19 protein-coding genes are annotated in these 18330 nt (G+C 71.5%); 11 read left to right on the plus strand and 8 right to left on the minus strand.

The window, feature by feature from the left end; genetic code table 11:
- The 3 genes from nrfD to fdh form a co-directional block, all read right to left on the minus strand.
- Positions 1 to 680 (minus strand): NrfD/PsrC family molybdoenzyme membrane anchor subunit (gene nrfD / locus RH94_RS43260; RefSeq protein ID WP_234425742.1); only part of this gene is annotated, 680 nt, incomplete at its 3' end.
- Positions 677 to 1696 (minus strand): 4Fe-4S dicluster domain-containing protein, encoded by a 1020-nt coding sequence (locus RH94_RS13470; protein WP_073947837.1) that lies wholly within the window; start codon positions 1694 to 1696, stop codon positions 677 to 679. The genes RH94_RS13470 and nrfD, both read right to left, overlap by 4 nt.
- The gene (gene fdh / locus RH94_RS13475) at positions 1693 to 4983 is read right to left on the minus strand and encodes a formate dehydrogenase (protein WP_107428700.1); all 3291 of its coding nucleotides are present in this window, start codon (positions 4981 to 4983) and stop codon (positions 1693 to 1695) included. Before fdh ends, RH94_RS13470 begins: the two co-directional genes overlap by 4 nt.
- Before the next feature lie 406 nt (positions 4984 to 5389).
- Between fdh and RH94_RS13485 the strand changes: the two genes are divergently transcribed.
- A complete protein-coding gene (locus RH94_RS13485; protein WP_073947840.1) occupies positions 5390 to 5602 on the plus strand; it encodes a hypothetical protein in 213 nt (70 codons plus the stop codon).
- Between the two features lie 59 nt (positions 5603 to 5661).
- Positions 5662 to 6537: a KPN_02809 family neutral zinc metallopeptidase gene (ypfJ, locus tag RH94_RS13490; protein WP_073947841.1), complete on the plus strand. Its 876-nt coding sequence runs from the start codon at positions 5662 to 5664 to the stop codon at positions 6535 to 6537.
- A 102-nt stretch (positions 6538 to 6639) separates the two neighbouring features.
- Here ypfJ and RH94_RS13495 read toward each other — a convergent pair whose 3' ends face one another.
- Genes RH94_RS13495 through RH94_RS13510 form a run of 4 tightly spaced genes read right to left on the minus strand, consistent with a single transcriptional unit; the run spans position 6640 to position 8345 of the window.
- Positions 6640 to 7386 carry an urease accessory protein UreD gene (locus RH94_RS13495; protein ID WP_073947842.1) on the minus strand — a complete coding sequence of 249 codons (747 nt, stop codon included), beginning with the start codon at positions 7384 to 7386 and terminating at the stop codon, positions 6640 to 6642.
- Entirely contained in the window at positions 7383 to 7817 is a 435-nt protein-coding gene (locus tag RH94_RS13500) for a GTP-binding protein (protein WP_079189016.1), read from the minus strand. Before RH94_RS13500 ends, RH94_RS13495 begins: the two co-directional genes overlap by 4 nt.
- 1 nt (position 7818) lies before the next feature.
- A complete protein-coding gene (gene ureB, locus RH94_RS13505) occupies positions 7819 to 8139 on the minus strand; it encodes an urease subunit beta (protein WP_073947843.1) in 321 nt (106 codons plus the stop codon).
- The gene (locus RH94_RS13510; RefSeq protein WP_073947844.1) at positions 8136 to 8345 is read right to left on the minus strand and encodes an urease subunit gamma; all 210 of its coding nucleotides are present in this window, start codon (positions 8343 to 8345) and stop codon (positions 8136 to 8138) included. The genes ureB and RH94_RS13510 overlap by 4 nt, the downstream gene beginning before the upstream one ends.
- 233 nt (positions 8346 to 8578) lie before the next feature.
- Here RH94_RS13510 and RH94_RS13515 point away from each other — a divergent pair, with 233 nt between their 5' ends.
- The 9 genes from RH94_RS13515 to RH94_RS13555 all read left to right on the plus strand — a co-directional run bounded on the left by RH94_RS13515 (position 8579) and on the right by RH94_RS13555 (position 17503).
- Entirely contained in the window at positions 8579 to 9289 is a 711-nt protein-coding gene (locus tag RH94_RS13515; protein WP_073947845.1) for a GntR family transcriptional regulator, read from the plus strand.
- 78 nt (positions 9290 to 9367) lie between these two features.
- A complete protein-coding gene (locus RH94_RS13520; protein ID WP_073947846.1) occupies positions 9368 to 10375 on the plus strand; it encodes a 1-aminocyclopropane-1-carboxylate deaminase in 1008 nt (335 codons plus the stop codon).
- 203 nt (positions 10376 to 10578) lie between these two features.
- Positions 10579 to 11391: an SAM-dependent methyltransferase gene (locus tag RH94_RS13525; protein WP_073947847.1), complete on the plus strand. Its 813-nt coding sequence runs from the start codon at positions 10579 to 10581 to the stop codon at positions 11389 to 11391.
- A gap of 418 nt (positions 11392 to 11809) precedes the next feature.
- Positions 11810 to 12538, plus strand: a complete 729-nt coding sequence (locus RH94_RS13530; protein ID WP_107428701.1) for a DUF1684 domain-containing protein — start codon at positions 11810 to 11812, stop codon at positions 12536 to 12538.
- Between the two features lie 46 nt (positions 12539 to 12584).
- Positions 12585 to 14105: an ABC transporter substrate-binding protein gene (locus tag RH94_RS13535; protein WP_073947849.1), complete on the plus strand. Its 1521-nt coding sequence runs from the start codon at positions 12585 to 12587 to the stop codon at positions 14103 to 14105.
- Positions 14105 to 15070 carry an ABC transporter permease gene (locus RH94_RS13540; RefSeq protein ID WP_073947850.1) on the plus strand — a complete coding sequence of 322 codons (966 nt, stop codon included), beginning with the start codon at positions 14105 to 14107 and terminating at the stop codon, positions 15068 to 15070. Before RH94_RS13535 ends, RH94_RS13540 begins: the two co-directional genes overlap by 1 nt.
- Positions 15067 to 15945 (plus strand): ABC transporter permease, encoded by an 879-nt coding sequence (locus tag RH94_RS13545; protein ID WP_073947851.1) that lies wholly within the window; start codon positions 15067 to 15069, stop codon positions 15943 to 15945. Before RH94_RS13540 ends, RH94_RS13545 begins: the two co-directional genes overlap by 4 nt.
- Entirely contained in the window at positions 15942 to 16742 is an 801-nt protein-coding gene (locus RH94_RS13550) for an ATP-binding cassette domain-containing protein (RefSeq protein ID WP_073947852.1), read from the plus strand. The genes RH94_RS13545 and RH94_RS13550 overlap by 4 nt, the downstream gene beginning before the upstream one ends.
- Entirely contained in the window at positions 16739 to 17503 is a 765-nt protein-coding gene (locus RH94_RS13555; protein ID WP_073947853.1) for an ABC transporter ATP-binding protein, read from the plus strand. Before RH94_RS13550 ends, RH94_RS13555 begins: the two co-directional genes overlap by 4 nt.
- 14 nt (positions 17504 to 17517) lie before the next feature.
- Here the strand turns inward: RH94_RS13555 and RH94_RS13560 are convergent.
- Positions 17518 to 18330, minus strand: an 813-nt coding sequence (locus RH94_RS13560) for a cytochrome P450 (RefSeq protein ID WP_234425743.1), incomplete at its 5' end; no start/stop codon positions are given.

Genomic DNA, 18330 nt, shown 5'->3' on the forward strand with positions numbered 1-18330 from the left:
AGCATGCCGAGCCCGGCGGCGCTCGCGGCCGCCGACCCGGTGAACAGGAAGGGCAGCTGCCGGCGGGCGTCGTGCCAGGCCGGTACGGCCGTCTGGGAGAGCAGCACGGCCGTGTACGAGGCCAGTCCCGGCGCGAGGGCGGCCGCGGACAGACCGGCCGGCCGGGCGGCCCGGCACAGCAGCCGCCCGGGCAGGCCGGCGCGCACCGGGGCGGGCAGCAGCTCGGCCACGGCGGCAAGCCCGCTGCCGGGCCCGTAGGCCACGAGGATCCAGGTACCGACGGACATCGGCGAACTCGGCTTGGCGACCCGCAGCATGTGGTGGAACCGTTCGGGCCGGCCGAGGTCCGCGATCAGCAGTCCGGTGCTGGCCACGAGCGCGCCGAAGCCGCCCAGGCGTCCCGCCCGGCGCAGCGCGGGACGCCCCGTGAGGTCGGCGCCGGCGGCGAGCAGGGCGGAACCGGCCGACAGCCCGCCGGTGAACAGGTAGGCCGGCACCTCCCACGTCCACACCGGCGGTTTCAGCACCGGCCGGCCGTAGTAGGAGCGGAACTCCGGGCGCGGCTCGGCGGACCGCTCACCGCGTGCCTCCCGGGCGCCCGAGCCGAACGTGCGCGCGTGGACGTCTCCGGCCCCGGCGTCGCTGCGCGGTTCGCGGGGGATTCCGTCGTCCCCGCTCATCGCCGGCCTCCCTTCCAGAAGACGGCGGCGGACGCGGCCAGCAGGGCCGAGGCGGCCACCGCGGCGTGCTTCCACATGGACGGCAGATCACGCGTGGGCACGATCGGGTCCGGTGGCAGCCCGTACACCTCCGGGTCGTCCAGCAGCAGGAAGAAGGCGCCGTCGCCGCCCACGCCGTCGCCGGGGTCGCGCCCGTACAGCCGTGCCTCGTCCACGCCCGCCCCGTGCAGTTCCTCCAGCCGCCGGTCGGCCCGCTCCCGTAGCTCGTCGAGCGGGCCGAACTGGATGGAGTCCGTGGGGCAGGCCTTGGCGCAGGCGGGCTCCAGACCGCCGCGCAGCCGGTCGTAGCACAGGGTGCACTTCCAGGCCCGCCCGTCGTCGGGCCGCCGGTCGATGACCCCGTAGGGGCAGCCGGACACGCAGTAGCCGCAGCCGTTGCAGATGTCGGGCTGCACCACGACCGAGCCGAACTCGGTGCGGAAGAGCGCCCCGGTGGGGCAGACGTCGAGGCATCCCGCGTGGGTGCAGTGCTTGCACACGTCGGAGGACATCAGCCAGCGGAACTCGGTACGACTCCCGGCGCCGCCGGTGGCGCCGGGCAGTTCGAAGGAGGGGAAGCCGAGATCGACCGGACCGGTGCCCAGCCCGCCGCCGCCCCGCTCGGAGTCGCGCAGGGCGTCGGCCACCACCCGGTCCGTGGCCTCGGTGCCGGAGGGGCCGGTGGGCAGGCCGGACAGTCCCGCGTCCTGCCGGCCCAGCGGGCGCTGCTGTTCGACGAAGGCGACGTGCCGCCAGGAACTCGCGCCGAGCATGCCGGTGTTGTCGAACGACATGCCGAGCAGGTCCAGGCCGTCCTCGGGAACGTCGTTCCACTCCTTGCACGCCACCTCGCACGCCTTGCAGCCGATGCACACGGAGGTGTCGGTGAAGAAGCCCACCCGGGGCGGCGGGTCGGGGTGGCCGGCGTCCGCGGCGGGGTCGGCGAGGGGCCCGTACAGGCTGTTCTCGTCCGTCATGGGGATTCCTCCGGGCTGTCCGGTTCGATGTGGGCCGGCTTGTGCTCGCCGCCCGCCGTCATGACGCGGGTGCCGGTCTCCGCGGTGATCCCGGCCCGGCGGCGGTAGTCCCGCACGTACCGGAGCAGGGCGGGGCCCCTCGGCCGGCGGCCGGAACGGATGTCGCAGGTTGCCACCTTGCTCTCCTGGATGAGCACATTGGGGTCGGCCACCACGCCGAACAGGTCGTTGACCACGTCGCCGCCGACGAGTCCCGCCGGCCCCCAGTGGTAGGGCAGCCAGACCTGGTGCACGACCCGGTCCTCGACCCGCAGGGGCGCCAGCCGGTCGGTGACCACGACCCGGGCGTCCACCGCGGTCCGGCTGGTGATCACATGGGCCCAGTCCAGATGGCGCAGGCCGCGCTCCCTCGCCAGCTCGGGCGAGACCTCCACGAACAGCTCCGGCTGAAGCTCCGACAGGTACGGCAGCTGACGGCTCATGCCGCCCGCGGTGTGGTGTTCGGTGAGCCGCGCCGTGGTGACCACGAAGGGGAACACCTCGCCGTGCGCCTCGGGCGGGGCGGGGTTGGACGGGTTGTCGGGCCGCCCGTACACCTTGCGCGTCGGGTTGCCCTGCTGGCCGTGGAGCAGGTTGCGCACGGGTGACTCGTGCGGCTCGTAGTGGGTGGGCAGCGGGCCGTCGACCAGCCCGGACGGGGCGAACAGCCACGCCTTGCCGTCGGCCATCATGATGAACGCGTCGTCGCCGGCGAGGGCCTGAGGCCCCGAGGCCCCCTCGGGAGGCCGGTGGCCGGGCGGCTTGGTCCGCTCGAAGTCCGGGATGTCGTGCCCGGTCCACTCACCGCGCTCCTCGTCCCACCACACCAGGGCCTTGCGCTCGCTCCAGGGCCGCCCCTCGGGGTCGGCCGAGGCGCGGTTGTACAGCACGCGCCGGTTCAGCGGCCAGGTCCAGCCCCATTCCGCCTCGTACGGTCCCTGCTCGAACCGGGGCCTGCGGCGCCGGGACTGGTTGACCTCGTCGGCGTAGACCCCGCTGTAGATCCAGCAGCCGCAGGCGGTGGTGCCGTCGGCCCTCAGGCCGGCGTAGCCGTCGACCGTGCGTCCGCTGCGCAGGTCGATGCCGTTGATGTGGCGCAGCACGTCGTCGGCGGACGGCTCGTCGCCCTCGGTCCGGTAGTCCCAGGCGAGGTCGAGGACGGGGCGGTCGCGCTCGTCGGCCGAGCCGGCCAGCTTCTCCTTGACGAGCCGGCCGAGGTGGTAGAAGAACCACAGCTCCGAGCGCTGGTCGCCGCTCGGCTCGACGGCCTGGTCCCGCCACTGCAGCATCCGCTGGGTCTGGGTGAAGGTGCCGGACTTCTCCACGTGCGAGGCGGCGGGGAAGAAGAAGACCTCGGTGCGGCAGCGCTCGGGCACGATCTCCCCGGTCTCGATCTCGGGGGCGTCCCGCCAGAACGTGGCGCTCTCGATCATGGTGAGGTCACGGACGACCAGCCAGTCGAGGTTGGCCATGGCCAGCCGCTGCAGACGGCCGTGGGCCGAGCCCACCGCCGGGTTCTGGCCGAGCAGGAAGTAGCCGAAGACCTTCCCGTCGATCATGTCCATGGTGGTGCGGTAGGTGCCGTGGTCGCCGTTGATCCGCGGCAGGTAGTCGAAGCAGTAGTCGTTCTCCGCCGTCGCCGCCTCGCCCCAGTACTCCTTGAGCAGCGAGACCGTGTAGGCGTCCGCGTTGCCCCAGAACCCCTTCTGGCCCGGGCGGCGGATGCTGTCCAGATAGCCGGCCAGGTCCTCGTGCGTGGTGTCCGGCATCGGCAGGTAGCCGGGCAGCAGGTTGAACAGGGTCGGGATGTCCGTGGACCCCTGGATGCTGGCGTGCCCGCGCAGCGCGAAGATCCCGCCGCCGGGACGGCCGATGTTGCCCAGCAGCAGCTGGATGATCGACCCCGCCCGGATGTACTGGGCTCCGACCGAGTGCTGGGTCCAGCCCACGCTGTACACCAGCGCCGCGGTGCGCTCCCGGCCGGAGTTCTCGGTCCAGGCCCGGCACACCTCCAGGAAACGCTCCCGGGGCACGCCGCAGATCCGCTCCACCATCTCGGGCGTGTAGCGGGCGAAGTGCCGCTTGAGCACCTGGAACACGCAGCGGGGGTGCTCCAGCGTCGGGTCGCTCGCGATGCGGCCCGCGCCGGCATCGAGGGACGGACCGCCGGCACCGTGCTGGTACGGCGCGGACTGCTCCTTGTGCCGGCTGCCGCCGCGTTCTTCCACGTCGATGCTCTCGTACGCCCAGCTGGAGGCGTCGTAGGAGGCGGTGGCCGGGTCGTACCCGCTGAACAGACCGTCCAGGTCCTCGGTGTCCCGGTAGCGCTCGCTCAACAGGAACGGGGCGTTGGTGTACGCCCGCACGTACTCCCGGAACTCCAGTCCGTGGGACAGGATGTAGTTGATCACGCCGCCGAGGAAGGCGATGTCGGTGCCCGCGCGCAGGGTGACGTGCTGGTCGGCCAGCGCGCTGGTGCGGGTGAACCGCGGGTCGATGTGGATGACCCTGGCACCGCGGGCCTTGGCCTCCATCACCCACTGGAACCCGACCGGATGGGCCTCGGCCATGTTCGAGCCCATGATGACGACGCAGTCGGCGTTGGCCAGGTCCTGCTGGTAGTCGGTCGCGCCGCCGCGTCCGAACGAGGCTCCCAGACCGGGAACGGTGGCGGAGTGTCAAATGCGCGCCTGGTTCTCGATCTGCAACGCGCCGAGGGCGGTGAACAGCTTCTTGATCAGGTAGTTCTCCTCGTTGTCGAGGGTGGCGCCGCCCAGGCTGGCGATGCCCATGGTGCGGCGCAGCGTGTTCCCGGCCGAGTCGGTGTCCTGCCAGCCCCTGCGGCGCGCGTCCAGCACCCGGTCGGCCACCATGTCCATGGCCGTGTTGAGATCGAGTTCCTGCCAGGCGGTGCCGTACGGCGGCCGGTACAGCACCTTCTGCTCACGCTGGGGGCCGGTGACCAGTTGCTTGCTGGCCGATCCCTTGGGGCACAGGCGGCCCCGCGAGATCGGACTGTCCGGGTTGCCCTCGATCTGGATGACCCGCTCGCCCTTCACGTAGACGCGCTGCGAGCAGCCCACCGCGCAGTACGGGCAGACGGAGGCCACCACACGGTCCGCGGTGTCCGTGCGGGGCGTGAGTCCCGCCGAGCGCCGGGACTCGGCCGCCTTGCCCCGCCCCAGCCGGTCCGCTCCGGTGAGCTGCCGGTACACAGGCCACGCGCCGATCCACCGTTCCAGGCTCATGTGCCTGCTCCTTCTTCGGGGCGTTCACCGGTTTCGACGCTAACGCGGGGGTGGGGTTCCGCAAGTCGATGATGTGGGCGGGGCGAGCTGCTGCGCCGGATGCCGAAAGGGGACCCATGGGCTGTTCGGCCGGCCCCGTCGCGGCGAACGGGTGGACCGGCCGGTCGGGACCCGGGGAGCCCGGCTGCCGGGGTTCTGCCCGTTCGTCACCGGTGTCGTCCGTCGTCCTGTTCGTCGGCCCGGCCTGGTTCCAGGTGCTCGGGGAACCGCTGCTGTACATGGCCGCGCCCGCGTTCTCGGCCTACGGCGTCCACCGGTCCCCCCCCCGGGGGGAACCGCTGTCGCGGCAACGACCCCCGGCCGAACGCCGGCATGACGACCGCCTGCATGGTCCTCCCGGCGCCGGGTGCGACCGTGTTCTTCTCCGTGGGCGACCGGCCGGGGGATCCTGTTCCCCGGCCTGTTCGCCGTCCGCTTCAGCGACTTCTTCGCCTCGGTCGGCATCGCCCTCGCCGAGCGCGTGCTCGGCCCGGCGCACATCCTGACGGGCGCCCGGCTGATGCACCCGACGTTCGCGGTCACGGTGGAATCCGCCCTCGGCCGTCACCGGCCGGTGTGACCCGGTGAGTCTCTTGGGCACAATGGGGTGATCACCAACGCTCAGGAGACGAAGGAACGATGGACTTCCGCGACGATGTGGAACTTGATGCCTCGCAGGTCGAAGACCGCGGCAGCGGCATGCCCGGAGGCGGGCTCGCCATCGGTGGCGGCGTCGTCGGGATCGTCGCCGTGATCGTCGCACTGCTCCTGGGCGTCAACCCGGCAGGTCTCCTCGGCGACTCCGACTCGAGCTCCGGCGCACCGCGGCAGGGGTCGAACCTGAGAGCCCAGTGCCGGGCGGGCAGCGATGCCGACCAGTCCGAGAAGTGCCGCGTGGTCGGGGTGGTCAACAGCATCCAGCGCTACTGGCGGGACGCCCTGCCCGAGCACGCCCAGCAGCCGTACAGCCAGGCACGGACGGTGCTGTTCTCCGGCGGAGTGAGCACGGGATGCGGCCGGGCAAGCTCCGCCGTGGGCCCGTTCTACTGCCCGGCCGACCACCGTGTCTACATCGACCTCGGGTTCTTCCAGGAGCTCGAAGAGAAGTTCGACGCCAAGGGCGGGCCCTTCGCGCAGGCGTACGTCATCGGCCACGAGTACGGCCACCACGTGCAGAACCTGCTGGGCACCATGAACCGTGTCGGCCGGGACCGCGCGGGGGCGGAGAGCGCCTCGGTCCGTCTGGAGCTGCAGGCCGACTGCTACGCCGGAGTCTGGGCCAAGAACGCCGTCGCCACCGGCTTCTACGAGGAGCCGTTCACCGACGACGACATCCGCGAGGCCATCGACGCCGCGTCGGCCGTCGGCGACGACCGCATCCAGGAGCGCGTCCAGGGCCGCGTCGACCCGGAGGGCTGGACCCACGGCAGCTCCCGGCAGCGCGTGCACTGGTTCACCACCGGGTACACCACGGGCTCCCCGGCCCGGTGCGACACCTTCTCCGGCGGCATCTGAGGAACGGGCCTCGGCCCCCGTCGTCCCGGACGCACTCCAGCGCGCCGACGGGACCGGCGGTACCGCGAAGACCGGCCGGGGCGTCGACGCCCGGAGCCGGTGTCAGCGGTACCGCCAGCTCTGCCAGACCGCGGCCAGTTCCGCCTCGATCGCCGGTGCCACCGTGTCCAGCAGCCGCACCTGGACGCCCGGCCCGGCCGGCTCCGTGCGGTACGGGTGGGGCGGGCCCTGGGGACGGGAACCGAGGGCGGTGACCGAACCGATGACGCGGTGGGGCCCCAGGACGCCGGGGAGTTCCCGAAGGTCCGGCTCCGTCAGGTCCAGGTCCTCGACCAGCAGATCGTGCCCGTCGTACAGGACACGGGTGGTCGCCCGCACGCTGCCGCCCCGCTCGCCGGAACGCCCCAGGACCAGGGTGTCCCGCCACAGCATCCGCGCCCCGGCCGCCAGCGCGATGTCCATCGAGCGCTCCACCCGGGCGCCGTCGCAGACCACGAACGGTCTGGCGTCCCAGTGCAGTTCGCCGCCCTCCGCGATGTCGACGCGGGCCCGCCACCTCGATGCGCCGCCGCGGTGGTCGTACGCGACCAGGCCGGACGGTTCGGTCAGCTCCAGGCGGGCCCCGGGGCCGACCGAGACGTGCAGCAGCAGGTCGTCGCCCGCGAGCAGACCGGCGCGGGTGCCGACCAGGGCGATCCGCACGCGGTCGGGGGCCGGCAGCAGGGGGCGGGGGGCGAGGAAGGCGCCGGGGCGCAGTTCGCGGGCGAGGTGGCGGCCCGTGTCCTCGCGCTCGACGGCGACGATCGTGGGGTCGGCCGGCTCGGTGCCCGCGGCCGTGCGTCCGGTCACGAGTCGTGGTGGTGGGCGTGGCTGTGGGGTGCCATCGGCCCCGGGTCGGTGGGGACGTGGGTGCCGTCGCGGTGGCGTGCGAGCACCGACCGTACCCAGTCGGCGAGTTCGGCGATCGACGCCGGGTCGTGCCGGGAGAGCGCGAGGACCGGCAGACCGTCGCGGGCACTTCGGGCGTCGGCGACCATCGCGTCCACGTCGACGCCGACATGGGGCGCCAGGTCGGTCTTGTTGACGATCAGGAGGTCGGCGCCGGCGATGCCGGGACCGCCCTTGCGGGCGACGTCGCCGCCGCCGAACACGGCCTCGTCACCGCCGAAGCAGCGGTCCTCCTCGCCCTCGATCCACAGGTCGGTGTCGGCGGGGCGGACGCGGTCGCCGGTGGTGGGTCCGTGGAGCGACGCATAGGCGGCTCGGGTCAGCTCTGCCATGTCACATGTCCTCCGTTCGTGCGCTCCGGCCGCCGGGCACGACGATGCCGGGCACCTTCCGACGGCCGCCCAGTTCGACGAGGGTGACCTCGACACCGACTCCGGGCTCGAAGCGCAGAGACGCTCCGGAGGGAATATCGAGCCGGAATCCCTGGGTCGAAGACCGGCCGAAGGAAAGGGCGGGATTCGCGTCGGGGAAATGCAGATGCGATCCGATCTGAATGGGGCGGTCGCCCTCATTCACCACGGTCACCTGAAGTCGAGTACGGGTTCCATTTATTTCCAGTACGCCGGACCCGGTCCGGATCTCGCCGGGGATCACGGGATCGGCGAGGTGATCGTGACGAGCTTGCGCCCGTCGGGGAAGGTCGCCTCGACCTGGACGTCATGGAGCATCTCGGGGACTCCTTCGAGCACGTCAGCACGGGTGAGGACATGCCGTCCCTCGGTCATCAGGTCACTGACGCGGGCGACCATTCCGGCAACACTCAGCAGCAATTTCTCCGTGTCGGACGGAGTCAGAAACATGGGAAACCTCTGCGGCCGGCAGTCACCGGAATTCCCGGAATCGCTTCGGCCACGCTCCTCTTATAGGTCTCTTGGTCTTGTCGCGGCAACTTGAACCGCACCGCGATAGGTCCTTTTCTGCCCTTATCGCCCACTGTGTACGAGCAATGCGGACAAATTTTGCTCATCGAGGAGGTGGGGCGGAGGTGGGGAGGGCTTGACAGGCGTACGTCATGCAGCGTGCAATATTTTGCATGCCAGTTCCACAGAGCCGCGGACTCGTCTCCAGATCACTCCTCCGGGACAACGCCTACCGGGCGATCCGGGACGCCATCGTCGACGGCACGCTCGCGCCGGGGGAGCGCCTCAACGACAGTGACCTGGTGGAGTGGCTGGGGGTCAGCCGCACGCCGGTCCGGGAGGCGCTGGCGCGTCTGGAGCAGGCCGGCCTGGTGCGGACGAAACCCGGCCGCTACACGATGGTCAGTCCGCTGGACGTCCGCGCCGTGCGGGCGGCCCAGTCGGTGACGGCGGCCATGCACGAGCTCGCCGTCCGCGAGGCGATGCCCGACCTGTCCACCGCCGAGCTGGACGCCATGCGCGAGGCCAACGCGCGCTTCGCCGAGGCTCTGCGCCGCAATGACGTCGACGCGGCGATCGCGGCCGACGACGCCTTCCACGGCGTCGCCGTCACCGCCTGCGCCAATCCTGCCGTCCGCACCGTCCTGGAGCAGTTCACACCGGTGCTGCGGCGACTGGAGAGACTGCGTTTCTCCTCCCTGAGCGGCCGGGGCTCGGTCGCCCAGCACGACCGGATCGTCGCGCTGTGCGAAGCCGGGGACGTCGAGGGGGCCGTAGCCGCCACCCGCGCCAACTGGCAGACGCTGCTGCCCCTGCTCGACACCGTGTCCCCCGACGGGGAGGAGCCGGACGGCGAGGACGGCAGCGTCTCCTCCCCGCGCTGACCCGGCACTCCGGCACCCCGACGACCCACAGCCCACAACCCACAGCCCACGGCGGGCGCACCCTGCAAGGAGCCACGCATGTCCCTCGACGCCTTCGAGCGTTACCCCCTGCTGTTCGGCCCCAGCCCGGTCCACCCGCTGGACCGGCTCAGCGATCACCTCGGCGGCGCCCGCATCTGGGCCAAGCGGGAGGACTGCAACAGTGGACTGGCCTTCGGCGGCAACAAGACCCGCAAGCTGGAGTACCTGATCCCCGACGCGCTCCGGCAGGGCGCGGACACCCTGGTCAGCATCGGCGGGGTCCAGTCCAACCACACCCGGCAGGTGGCCGCGGTCGCCGCGAAGGCGGGTCTGAAGGCCGTCCTGGTCCAGGAGAGCTGGGTGGACTGGCCGGACGCGGTCAACGACAAGGTCGGCAACATCCTGCTGTCCCGCGTCATGGGCGCCGACGTGCGCCTGGTCCAGGCCGAGTTCGGCATCGGTTTCAAGGACAGCTGGCAGCAGGCTTTGGAGGACGTACGGGCCGCCGGCGGCACTCCGTACGCGATCCCCGCCGGAGCCTCCGACCACCCCCTGGGCGGCCTCGGCTTCGCCAACTGGGCCCACGAGGTCCAGCAGCAGGAACGCGAACTCGGGGTCTTCTTCGACACGATCGTGGTGTGCAGCGTCACCGGCAGCACCCACGCGGGCATGATCGCCGGCTTCGCGGGTCAGGACCGGCCCCGCCGCGTGCTGGGCGTCGACGCCTCGGCGAAGATAGACGAGACCCGTGCCCAGGTGGCGAAGATCGCCCGCAACACCGCCGAACTCATCGGCCTCGGCCGGGACCTGCGCGACGACGAGATCACCGTCCTGGAGGGCTGGGCCGGCGACCTCTACGGCGTCCCCGTCCAGTCCACCCTGGACGCCATCCGGCTCACCGGACGGCTCGAAGGCATGATCATCGACCCCGTCTACGAGGGCAAGTCCATGGCCGGACTCATCGACCTGGTCCAGCGCGGAGACATCCCCGAGGACTCCAACGTCCTGTACGCCCACCTGGGCGGCCAGCCCGCCCTCAACGCCTACAGCGGCGTATTCCACTGAGCCGGGCACGCACCCGTCCGGCCCTCCCGGGTTTCCGGCCGGCGGGTGCGACCACCGGCGCCTCGACGCCACGACCGGGGAAATCCCTCTCCACGAACCGGAGTTCAACCGCTAGGCTCGGCTCCGGTCCCGACCGGCGGCCAGGAGTCCGTGCGTACGGCCGCCACCGATCGGCTCACCTCGACCGAGGACGGACGGTGCCCATGACCCACCCGACGGCTCCGGAACCAGCGGCGCGTCAGGAGATCGACACGTCGGTGCCGCACTCGGCCCGGATCTGGAACTACTGGCTGGGCGGGAAGGACAACTACCCCGTCGACGAGGAGGCCGGCGATGCGTACACCGCCGTCTTTCCCGGCATCGTCACCATCGCCCGCAGCAGCCGGGCCTTTCTGCGCCGCAGCGTCACGTACCTGGTCGCCGAGGCGGGCGTCCGTCAGTTCCTGGACGTCGGGACCGGCCTGCCGACGGCTGACAACACCCACGAGGTGGCCCAGCGCGTCGCCCCCGAGTGCCGGATCGTCCACGTCGACAACGACCCGATGGTCCTGACGCACGCCCGCGCCCTGCTCCACTCCACACCGGAGGGAGCGACCGACTACGTCGACGCCGACGTACGGGACCCGGACCGTGTCCTGGCGGCCGCCGCCAGGACGCTGGACCTCACCCGCCCCACCGCTCTCGTCCTCAGCAACATCCTCGGCCACATCGCCGACTTCGGCCAGGCGCGCTCCATCGTCACCCGTCTGATGGACGCGTTGCCGTCCGGCAGCCACCTCTGTGTCAACGACGGCTCACGGGGCGTCGACCCGGTCTTCGAACAGGCCCAGGACGCCTACAACGAAAGCGGCGCCGCCCCCTACCACCTGCGCACCGTCGAGCAGATCACGGCGTTCTTCGACGGCCTGGACCTCGTGGCCCCCGGGGTCGTCTCCGTCCCGCACTGGCGCCCGGACCCCGACTCCGCTCCCGAGGAACCCGTCGCCGAGCACGGCGGCCTCGCCCGCAAGCCCTGACGACCCCGGGACAAGCCGTTCCAGCGGCGCCTGCGCGGCAGGGCGGCCGACAGCGCCGCCCTGAGACCCCGCCGACCTCGCGTCGGCAGACCGGGGATCCCGTCGCAGCAGGCCTCCGTATGCGTCAGCCGCGTCCGGCCCGGCAGCGGCGACAAGAACCTCCCCGCGGGGTCGGTGTCCGTGCACGGGCCCGGCCCCGCCGACGCGCTGCCGCCGAAGTCCGGAGGCGGGAGGACGACCGGGCCGCCTGGGCGCGGTCCCGCTCAGCGCCTGTGAGAAGGGCCACCTGACCTGGGGATCTCGTTTGACATTAGAGGCTCTTATGGCAGATAAAGGTGATGCTTTGGCCATCTGTTCACGCGGCGTGACATCTGCGGCGTGATGACGACGAACGCTGCGTGAATGAATGAGTCCTGACATGTCCCAGTCCGCCTCCGGCCGACCCGCCACCGCTCCCGCGGGGGAGTGGCAGGCCTGGCGCGCGGAGCGCCACCGCGCCCTCACCTCGCCGACCGGGAACCTCGCCCTCGTCGAGACCCGTTGGCTGCCGGCCGGTGAGCGCCCCGACGCCGAGGCCGCCCGCACCGGCCGGCCGCACACGGTGACCGTCACCACGCTCCAGCGCACCGACCTCGCCACCGGCGAGAGGGAGCACGGCCTGCGGTTCTGGGACGCCGACTCGCCCGCCGTCCGCCACTTCGACCGGGTCGACGTCTTCCCCTACGACCCGGCCTGGGTGCTCGAGGCCACCTACACACCCGTACCCGGCGCCCGCCGCGTCCCCTTCGAGCACATCCGGGACAACGGCGGCACCCGTGACCTCGTCGTCCCCGGCGACATCACCCTCACCGTCGACGGCCGCGCCCACACCCTCAGCGCCTTCGACGACGACGGCGCCCTGCTGCTCGTCTTCGGCGACCCCACCAACGGTGACACCACCTACGGCGCCGGCCGCTTCCTCTTCGTCCGGCGCACCGAGGACGACCACCGCGTCCTGCTCGACTTCAACCGCGCCTTCGTGCCGCCCTGCGGATTCTCCGACCAGTACAACTGTCCGATGCCGCCGCGGCAGAACCGCTTCCACCTGCCCGTCGAGGCCGGCGAGAAGCTCCCCGTCTTCCGCGGCGGCTTCCCCGCACAGCACTGATCACCCCACCGCTTCCCGCTCCGCAGCACGAAAGAGTCCCTCACCCATGCGCATCAACAAGACGTTCCTGTACGGCACCGCCACCGCGGCCACCCTCGCCCTGACCGCCACCGCCTGCGGCGGCTCCGGCTCGGGCGGCAGCGCCTCGGGCGGCGCCTGGGACAAGAACGCCACCGTCAACATCGGCTCCCTGTACGAGCCGCAGAACCTCGACAACACCGCCGGCGGCGGCCAGGGCGTGACCGAGGCCCTCAACGGCAACGTCTACGAAGGGCTGTTCAAGCTCACCGACGAGGGCAAGGTCGAGAAGCTGCTCGCCGAGGACTACAAGGTCGGCGACGACGGGCTCACCTACACCTTCACCCTGCGCGACGGCGTGAAGTTCCACAGCGGCAAGCAACTGACCAGCCAGGACGTCAAGTACAGCCTGGAGAAGGTCATCGCGGACGACTCCCAGTCCGCCCGCAAGAGCAACCTCGCGGTCATCAAGGACATCGCCACCCCCGACGCGCGGACGGTGAAGGTCACGCTGTCGAAGAAGTCGATCTCCTTCGTCTACAACCTCTCCTACGTCTGGGTCATCAACTCCCAGGCGAAGAACCTGAAGACGACCGAGGACGGCACCGGCCCCTACACCCTGGCCAAGTGGACCCGCGGCTCCGCCCTCAGCCTCGACCGGTTCCCCGGCTACTGGGGGGACGCCGCGAACAACAAGCGCGTCGTCTTCCACTACTACAAGGACGCGACCGCGCTCAACAACGCGCTGCTGACCAACGCCGTCGACGTGGTCACCAGCGAGCAGTCGCCCGACGCCCTCGACCAGTTCAAGAACAACCAGAACTACAAGGTCACCGACGGCAACTCCACCACCAAGCTGCTGCTCGCCTTCAACGACAAGGCCAAGCCCTTCACCGACGTCAAGGTGCGCCAGGCCGTGTCCTCCGCCATCGACGACAAGAAGCTGCTGGAGTCGGTCTGGGGCGGCTACGGCAAGCTCATCGGCTCGATGGTGCCGCCCTCCGACCCCTGGTACGAGGACCTCACCAAGGTCAACGCCTACGACCCGGCCCGCGCCAAGACGCTGCTCGCCGAGGCCGGCTACGGCAAGGGCTTCAGCTTCACCCTCGACACCCCGAACTACGACCCGCACCCCACCGCCGCGACCTTCATCAAGTCCGAGCTCGCCAAGGTCGGCATCACCGTCAGGATCAACACGATCACGCCGGACGAGTGGTACACGAAGGTCTACAAGAACCACGACTTCACGGCCACGCTCCAGGAGCACGTCAACGACCGCGACCTGGTCTGGTACGGCAACCCCGACTTCTACTGGGGCTACGACGACAAGCAGGTCACGCAGTGGGTCGAGCAGGCCGAGGAGGCCTCCACCACCGCCGAGCAGACCGAACTGCTGAAGAAGGTCAACCGCAAGACCGCCGAGGACGCGGCCAGCGACTGGCTCTACCTCTACCCGCAGATCGTCGTCGCGAGCAGCAAGCTGTCCGGCTACCCGGTCAACGGCCTCAACTCCCAGTTCCACGCCTACGACATCAAGAAGAAGGGCTGATGGCACGCTATCTCCTGCGCCGCCTCGCCTTCCTCCTGGTGTCGCTGGCCCTGGCGAGCGTGGTGCTGTTCGCCCTGCTGCGCATGCTGCCGGGCGACCCGGCCAACGCGCTCACCGCGGTGGGCGCGAGCCCGGAACAGATCGCCGCGGCACGGCAGTCCATCGGATCGGACAAGCCGCTGCCCGAGCAGTTCACCCACTGGCTCGGGCAGCTGACGAGCGGGGACCTGGGCACCTCCTTCGTCAGCTCGCTGCCCGTCGGACCCGAGGTCACCTCCCGGCTGCACGTCACCGTGCCGCTGACCCTCGCCGCGTTCGTCCTCGCCGTCCTCATCGCCGTACCCGCCGGGTTCGTCGCCGCGCACAAACGGCACACCTGGTACGGCACGCTGCTCAGCGGCGTGTCCCAACTGGGCATCGCCATACCGGTGTTCTGGCTCGGCATGATCCTCATCGCCGTCTTCGCGCTGAACGCCGGCTGGCTCCCGGCCGGCGGTTTCCCCCCGGACGGCTGGTCGGAGCCGGCCGAGGCGATCCGCGCACTCGTCCTGCCGGTCCTCACCATCGCCCTGGTGATGAGCGCGTCCCTGATCCGCTACGTCCGCTCCGCCACCCTCGACGTCCTCGGCAGCGACCACCTGCGCACCGCCCGCGCCCTGGGAGCGTCGTTCGGACAGGCGATGTGGCGGCACGGCCTGCGCAACGCCTCCGTACCGGTCATCTCCGTTCTCGGCATCGAACTCGCCTCGACACTGCTCGGCGCGGTCGTCGTGGAGTCGGTGTACGCGCTGCCGGGACTCGGCTCCCTGCTCGCCACCGGCATCGCCCAGCACGACTACCCGGTCGTCCAGGGCGTGCTGTTCGTCTCCACCCTGGCCGTGCTGCTCATCGGCTTCGTCGCCGACCTGGCCCAGCGGATCATCGACCCGCGGCTGCGCGGCCGGCTCTCGGGAGGTGCCCGATGAACCGGGCAGACGTGCTCGGGCCCGTCCGGCCGGAGAAGGCGCCGCCGAGCGGACGCCGGTCCCGGCGCTCCGCCACCCTCGTCACCGGCTGCGTCCTGGCCGGCCTCATCGCGCTGCTCGCCCTGGTCTCCCTGTTCTGGCTGCCCTACCCCGCCGACGACACCTCCGGCGGACGGCTGGCCGGCCCCGGGGACGGACATCTGCTGGGCACCGACAAACTCGGGCGCGACCTGTTCACCCAGGTGATGACCGGCTCGCGGATCGCCGTCGAGGCGGGCCTGGGGTCGGTGATCGTCGCCGCCGTGCTCGGCGTCACCCTCGGTGTGCTCGCCGCGTTCGCACAGGGCTGGCTCGACGACACGCTCGCGGCGTTCCTCGACATCCTGATCGCCTTCCCGACGCTGCTGCTCGCGATGCTCATCGTCGCCGCCCGCTCGGCGACCCTCGGCTCGGCCGTCCTCGCGATCGGCCTGGCGCAGAGCGCGGTCGTCGCCCGGCTGGTGCGCGTCCTCGTCAAACGGGTGCTGGCACAGGACTACATCACCGCCGCCCGCACCTCCGGCACCTCCTGGCCCCGGACCGTGGCCGGCCACGTACTGCCCAACATCTGGCCCACCCTCGTGGTCAACCTCGCCCTCCAGTTCGGGCTCGCCGTACTGGCCGAGGCCGGACTGTCCTACCTGGGGCTCGGCGCGCCCCCGCCGAACGCCTCGTGGGGCCGGATGCTCCAGGAGGCCCAGGCCACCTTCACCACCGCCCCGGCGGGCGCGCTCGCCCCCGGCATCCTGCTCGTCCTGCTCGTAATCGGCGTCAACCTCATCGCCGACGGCCTGCGCGACACCCTCGACCCGGCCACCCGCGGCAGGCGCGCATGACCCTCCTCGACGTACGCGGGCTGACCGTCCGCACCGGCGACGGCCGCACCCTGGTCGACGACCTGTCCTTCACCGTGGCCGGAGGCGAACGCCTCGGCCTCATCGGCGAGTCCGGCTCCGGCAAGTCCCTGACCACACTCGCCGTGCTCGGCCTGCTGCCCGACGGCATGACCGCCACCGGCAGCGTCGAACTCGCGGGCACCCAGATCATCGGCGCCCCCGAGAAGAGGCTCACCACCGTCCGCGGCCGGGACGCCGCCGTCGTCTTCCAGGAGCCGCTCACCGCGCTCGACCCGCTGATGCGCGTGGGCCGCCAGATCGCCGAACCCCTCGGCAGGCGCACCGGCCTCAAGGGCAAGGACCTGCGGCGGGCCGTGGCCCACGCGCTCGCACAGGTGCGGCTGCCCGACCCCGAGCGCATCACCCGCGCGTTCCCGCACGAGATCTCCGGCGGGCAGCGCCAGCGCGTGGCCCTCGCCATGGCCCTGGCCTGCGAACCGAAGCTGCTCATCGCGGACGAGCCGACCACCGCCCTGGACGTGTCCGTACAGGCCGAGATGCTGGAACTCATCGACACGCTGGTCCGTGAGCGCGGGATGGCCGTGCTGTTCGTCAGCCACGACCTCGCCGTGGTGGCCAAGGTGACCGACCGCGCCCTGGTGCTGAAGGACGGGCGGGCCGTGGAGGAAGGCCCGGTCGACGCCATCGTCGGCGCACCCCGCGAGGAGTACACCAAGACCCTCGTCGCCAGCGCCCGGCGCCTGGAGTCGGCCCTGGACCTGAGGAGCGCGCGATGACCCCCGTACTCGAACTGTCCGACGTCGCGCTGCGCCACCGGGGCAGCACGCACAACGTGGTCGAGGACGTCTCCCTCACGGTCGAGGCCGGACACAGTCTCGCGCTGGTCGGCGAGTCCGGAGCGGGCAAGACCACGCTGCTGCGGCTGCTGCTGGGCCTCGCCCGGCCCACCGCCGGCCAGGTCCGCTTCGACGGCGCCGGGCTGTCCGGGCGGGACCGGGAGCAGACGCGCCGTTTCCGGCGCAGCGTCCAGTGCGTCTTCCAGGACCCCTACTCCTCGCTCGACCCGCGCCGCCGCGTGGGCGCCACCGTCGCGGAACCGCTGCTCTCCCTCGGCCTCGACCGCCGCGCCACGGCCGGGCCGAAGGTGGCCGCGGCCCTGGAGCGGGTCGGCCTGCCGGCGGATGCGGCGGACCGCTATCCGCACGAGTTCTCCGGCGGACAGCGCCAGCGGATCGCCATCGCCCGCGCCACCGTCTGCTCACCGCGGGTCCTGCTGGCCGACGAACCCGTGAGCGCGCTCGACGTCACCACCCGGGTGAAGGTGGTCGACCTGCTGGCCGAGCTCAAGCAGGAGCAGGGGCTGACGCTCGTGATGGTCTCCCACGACCTGTCGGTCGTCGCCTCCCTGTGCGAGCGCACCGCCGTCCTGGAACGCGGCCGTGTGGTCGAACAGGGCGACACCGCCCAGGTGCTGGGCCGGCCCGCGCATCCGTACACCCGCCGCCTGATCGACAGCGTGCCGCGGCTGCCGGCCTGAACCGACGGCGGTGCCTACCAGGCCACCGGCAGCTCCAGGGGAAACCGCCTGATCGTCTCCGTGTCCCACCGCACCTCCTGCGGCGGCACCGCGAGCCGCAGCCCGGGAAAGCGCTCCACGAGCCGCCCGACGGCCACTTCGAGCTCCGCCATGGCCAAGGGCATCGCGATGCACCGGTGCCCGCCCCAGCCGAACGTCATGTGCGGGCGGTTCGGGCGGTCGGGGTCGATGGCGTGCGGGTCCGGGTAGCGCTCCGGGTCGCGGTTGGCGGTCAGGTACGACACGTGGACGAAGTCGCCCGCCGGGATCCGCACACCGTCCAGTTCCACGTCCTCGAGAGCCACCCGGGGAATTCCCACCCCCTTGCGGAACGGGATGTGGCGGAGCAACTCGTGCAGGACGTCGGTCAGCGTTCCGGGCCGGCTCCTGAGGCGCTCCATCAGCTCGGGACGGGTCAGGAGCAGGTACACGATGTCGCTGATCTCGCAGGTCGCCGTGTCCTGGCCGCTGAGCGCCAGCGTGAGCGCCATGACCGCCAGTTCCCTGTCGTCGAGCTGTTCCTCACCGTCCCGCGCCGCGGCCATCGCGCTGATGAGGTCCGCGCCGGGTGAGTTCCGGCGCTGTTCGACGAGTTTGGCGAAATAGGCCGTCAGATCGGCCTTGGCGCTCGCGGAGGCCTCCTTGTTGCCCGCGCCCACGACGAGCAGTTGGCGCACGGACTCCTGGATGCGGGGCCATTCCTCCCGTTCGATGCCGAGGAGGTCCAGCACGGTGTGCTGGGGAAGCGGGTCGGACAGGTGCTGGACCAGATCCGCCGGCGGGCCCTG

The sequence above is a fragment of the Streptomyces kebangsaanensis genome, from assembly GCF_001906585.1.
GTDB classification, from domain to species: domain Bacteria; phylum Actinomycetota; class Actinomycetes; order Streptomycetales; family Streptomycetaceae; genus Streptomyces; species Streptomyces kebangsaanensis.

Bases quoted from the DNA above. Each gene is read 5' to 3' on its own strand.
- RH94_RS13470 (WP_073947837.1), bottom strand. From the start codon at position 1,696: ATGACGGACGAGAACAGCCTGTACGGGCCCCTCGCCGACCCCGCCGCG.
- ypfJ (WP_073947841.1), top strand. From the start codon at position 5,662: ATGGACTTCCGCGACGATGTGGAACTTGATGCCTCGCAGGTCGAAGAC.
- RH94_RS13500 (WP_079189016.1), bottom strand. From the start codon at position 7,817: ATGGCAGAGCTGACCCGAGCCGCCTATGCGTCGCTCCACGGACCCACC.
- RH94_RS13510 (WP_073947844.1), bottom strand. From the start codon at position 8,345: ATGTTTCTGACTCCGTCCGACACGGAGAAATTGCTGCTGAGTGTTGCC.
- RH94_RS13515 (WP_073947845.1), top strand. From the start codon at position 8,579: ATGCCAGTTCCACAGAGCCGCGGACTCGTCTCCAGATCACTCCTCCGG.
- RH94_RS13520 (WP_073947846.1), top strand. From the start codon at position 9,368: ATGTCCCTCGACGCCTTCGAGCGTTACCCCCTGCTGTTCGGCCCCAGC.
- RH94_RS13525 (WP_073947847.1), top strand. From the start codon at position 10,579: ATGACCCACCCGACGGCTCCGGAACCAGCGGCGCGTCAGGAGATCGAC.
- RH94_RS13530 (WP_107428701.1), top strand. From the start codon at position 11,810: ATGTCCCAGTCCGCCTCCGGCCGACCCGCCACCGCTCCCGCGGGGGAG.
- RH94_RS13535 (WP_073947849.1), top strand. From the start codon at position 12,585: ATGCGCATCAACAAGACGTTCCTGTACGGCACCGCCACCGCGGCCACC.
- RH94_RS13540 (WP_073947850.1), top strand. From the start codon at position 14,105: ATGGCACGCTATCTCCTGCGCCGCCTCGCCTTCCTCCTGGTGTCGCTG.
- RH94_RS13545 (WP_073947851.1), top strand. From the start codon at position 15,067: ATGAACCGGGCAGACGTGCTCGGGCCCGTCCGGCCGGAGAAGGCGCCG.
- RH94_RS13550 (WP_073947852.1), top strand. From the start codon at position 15,942: ATGACCCTCCTCGACGTACGCGGGCTGACCGTCCGCACCGGCGACGGC.
- RH94_RS13555 (WP_073947853.1), top strand. From the start codon at position 16,739: ATGACCCCCGTACTCGAACTGTCCGACGTCGCGCTGCGCCACCGGGGC.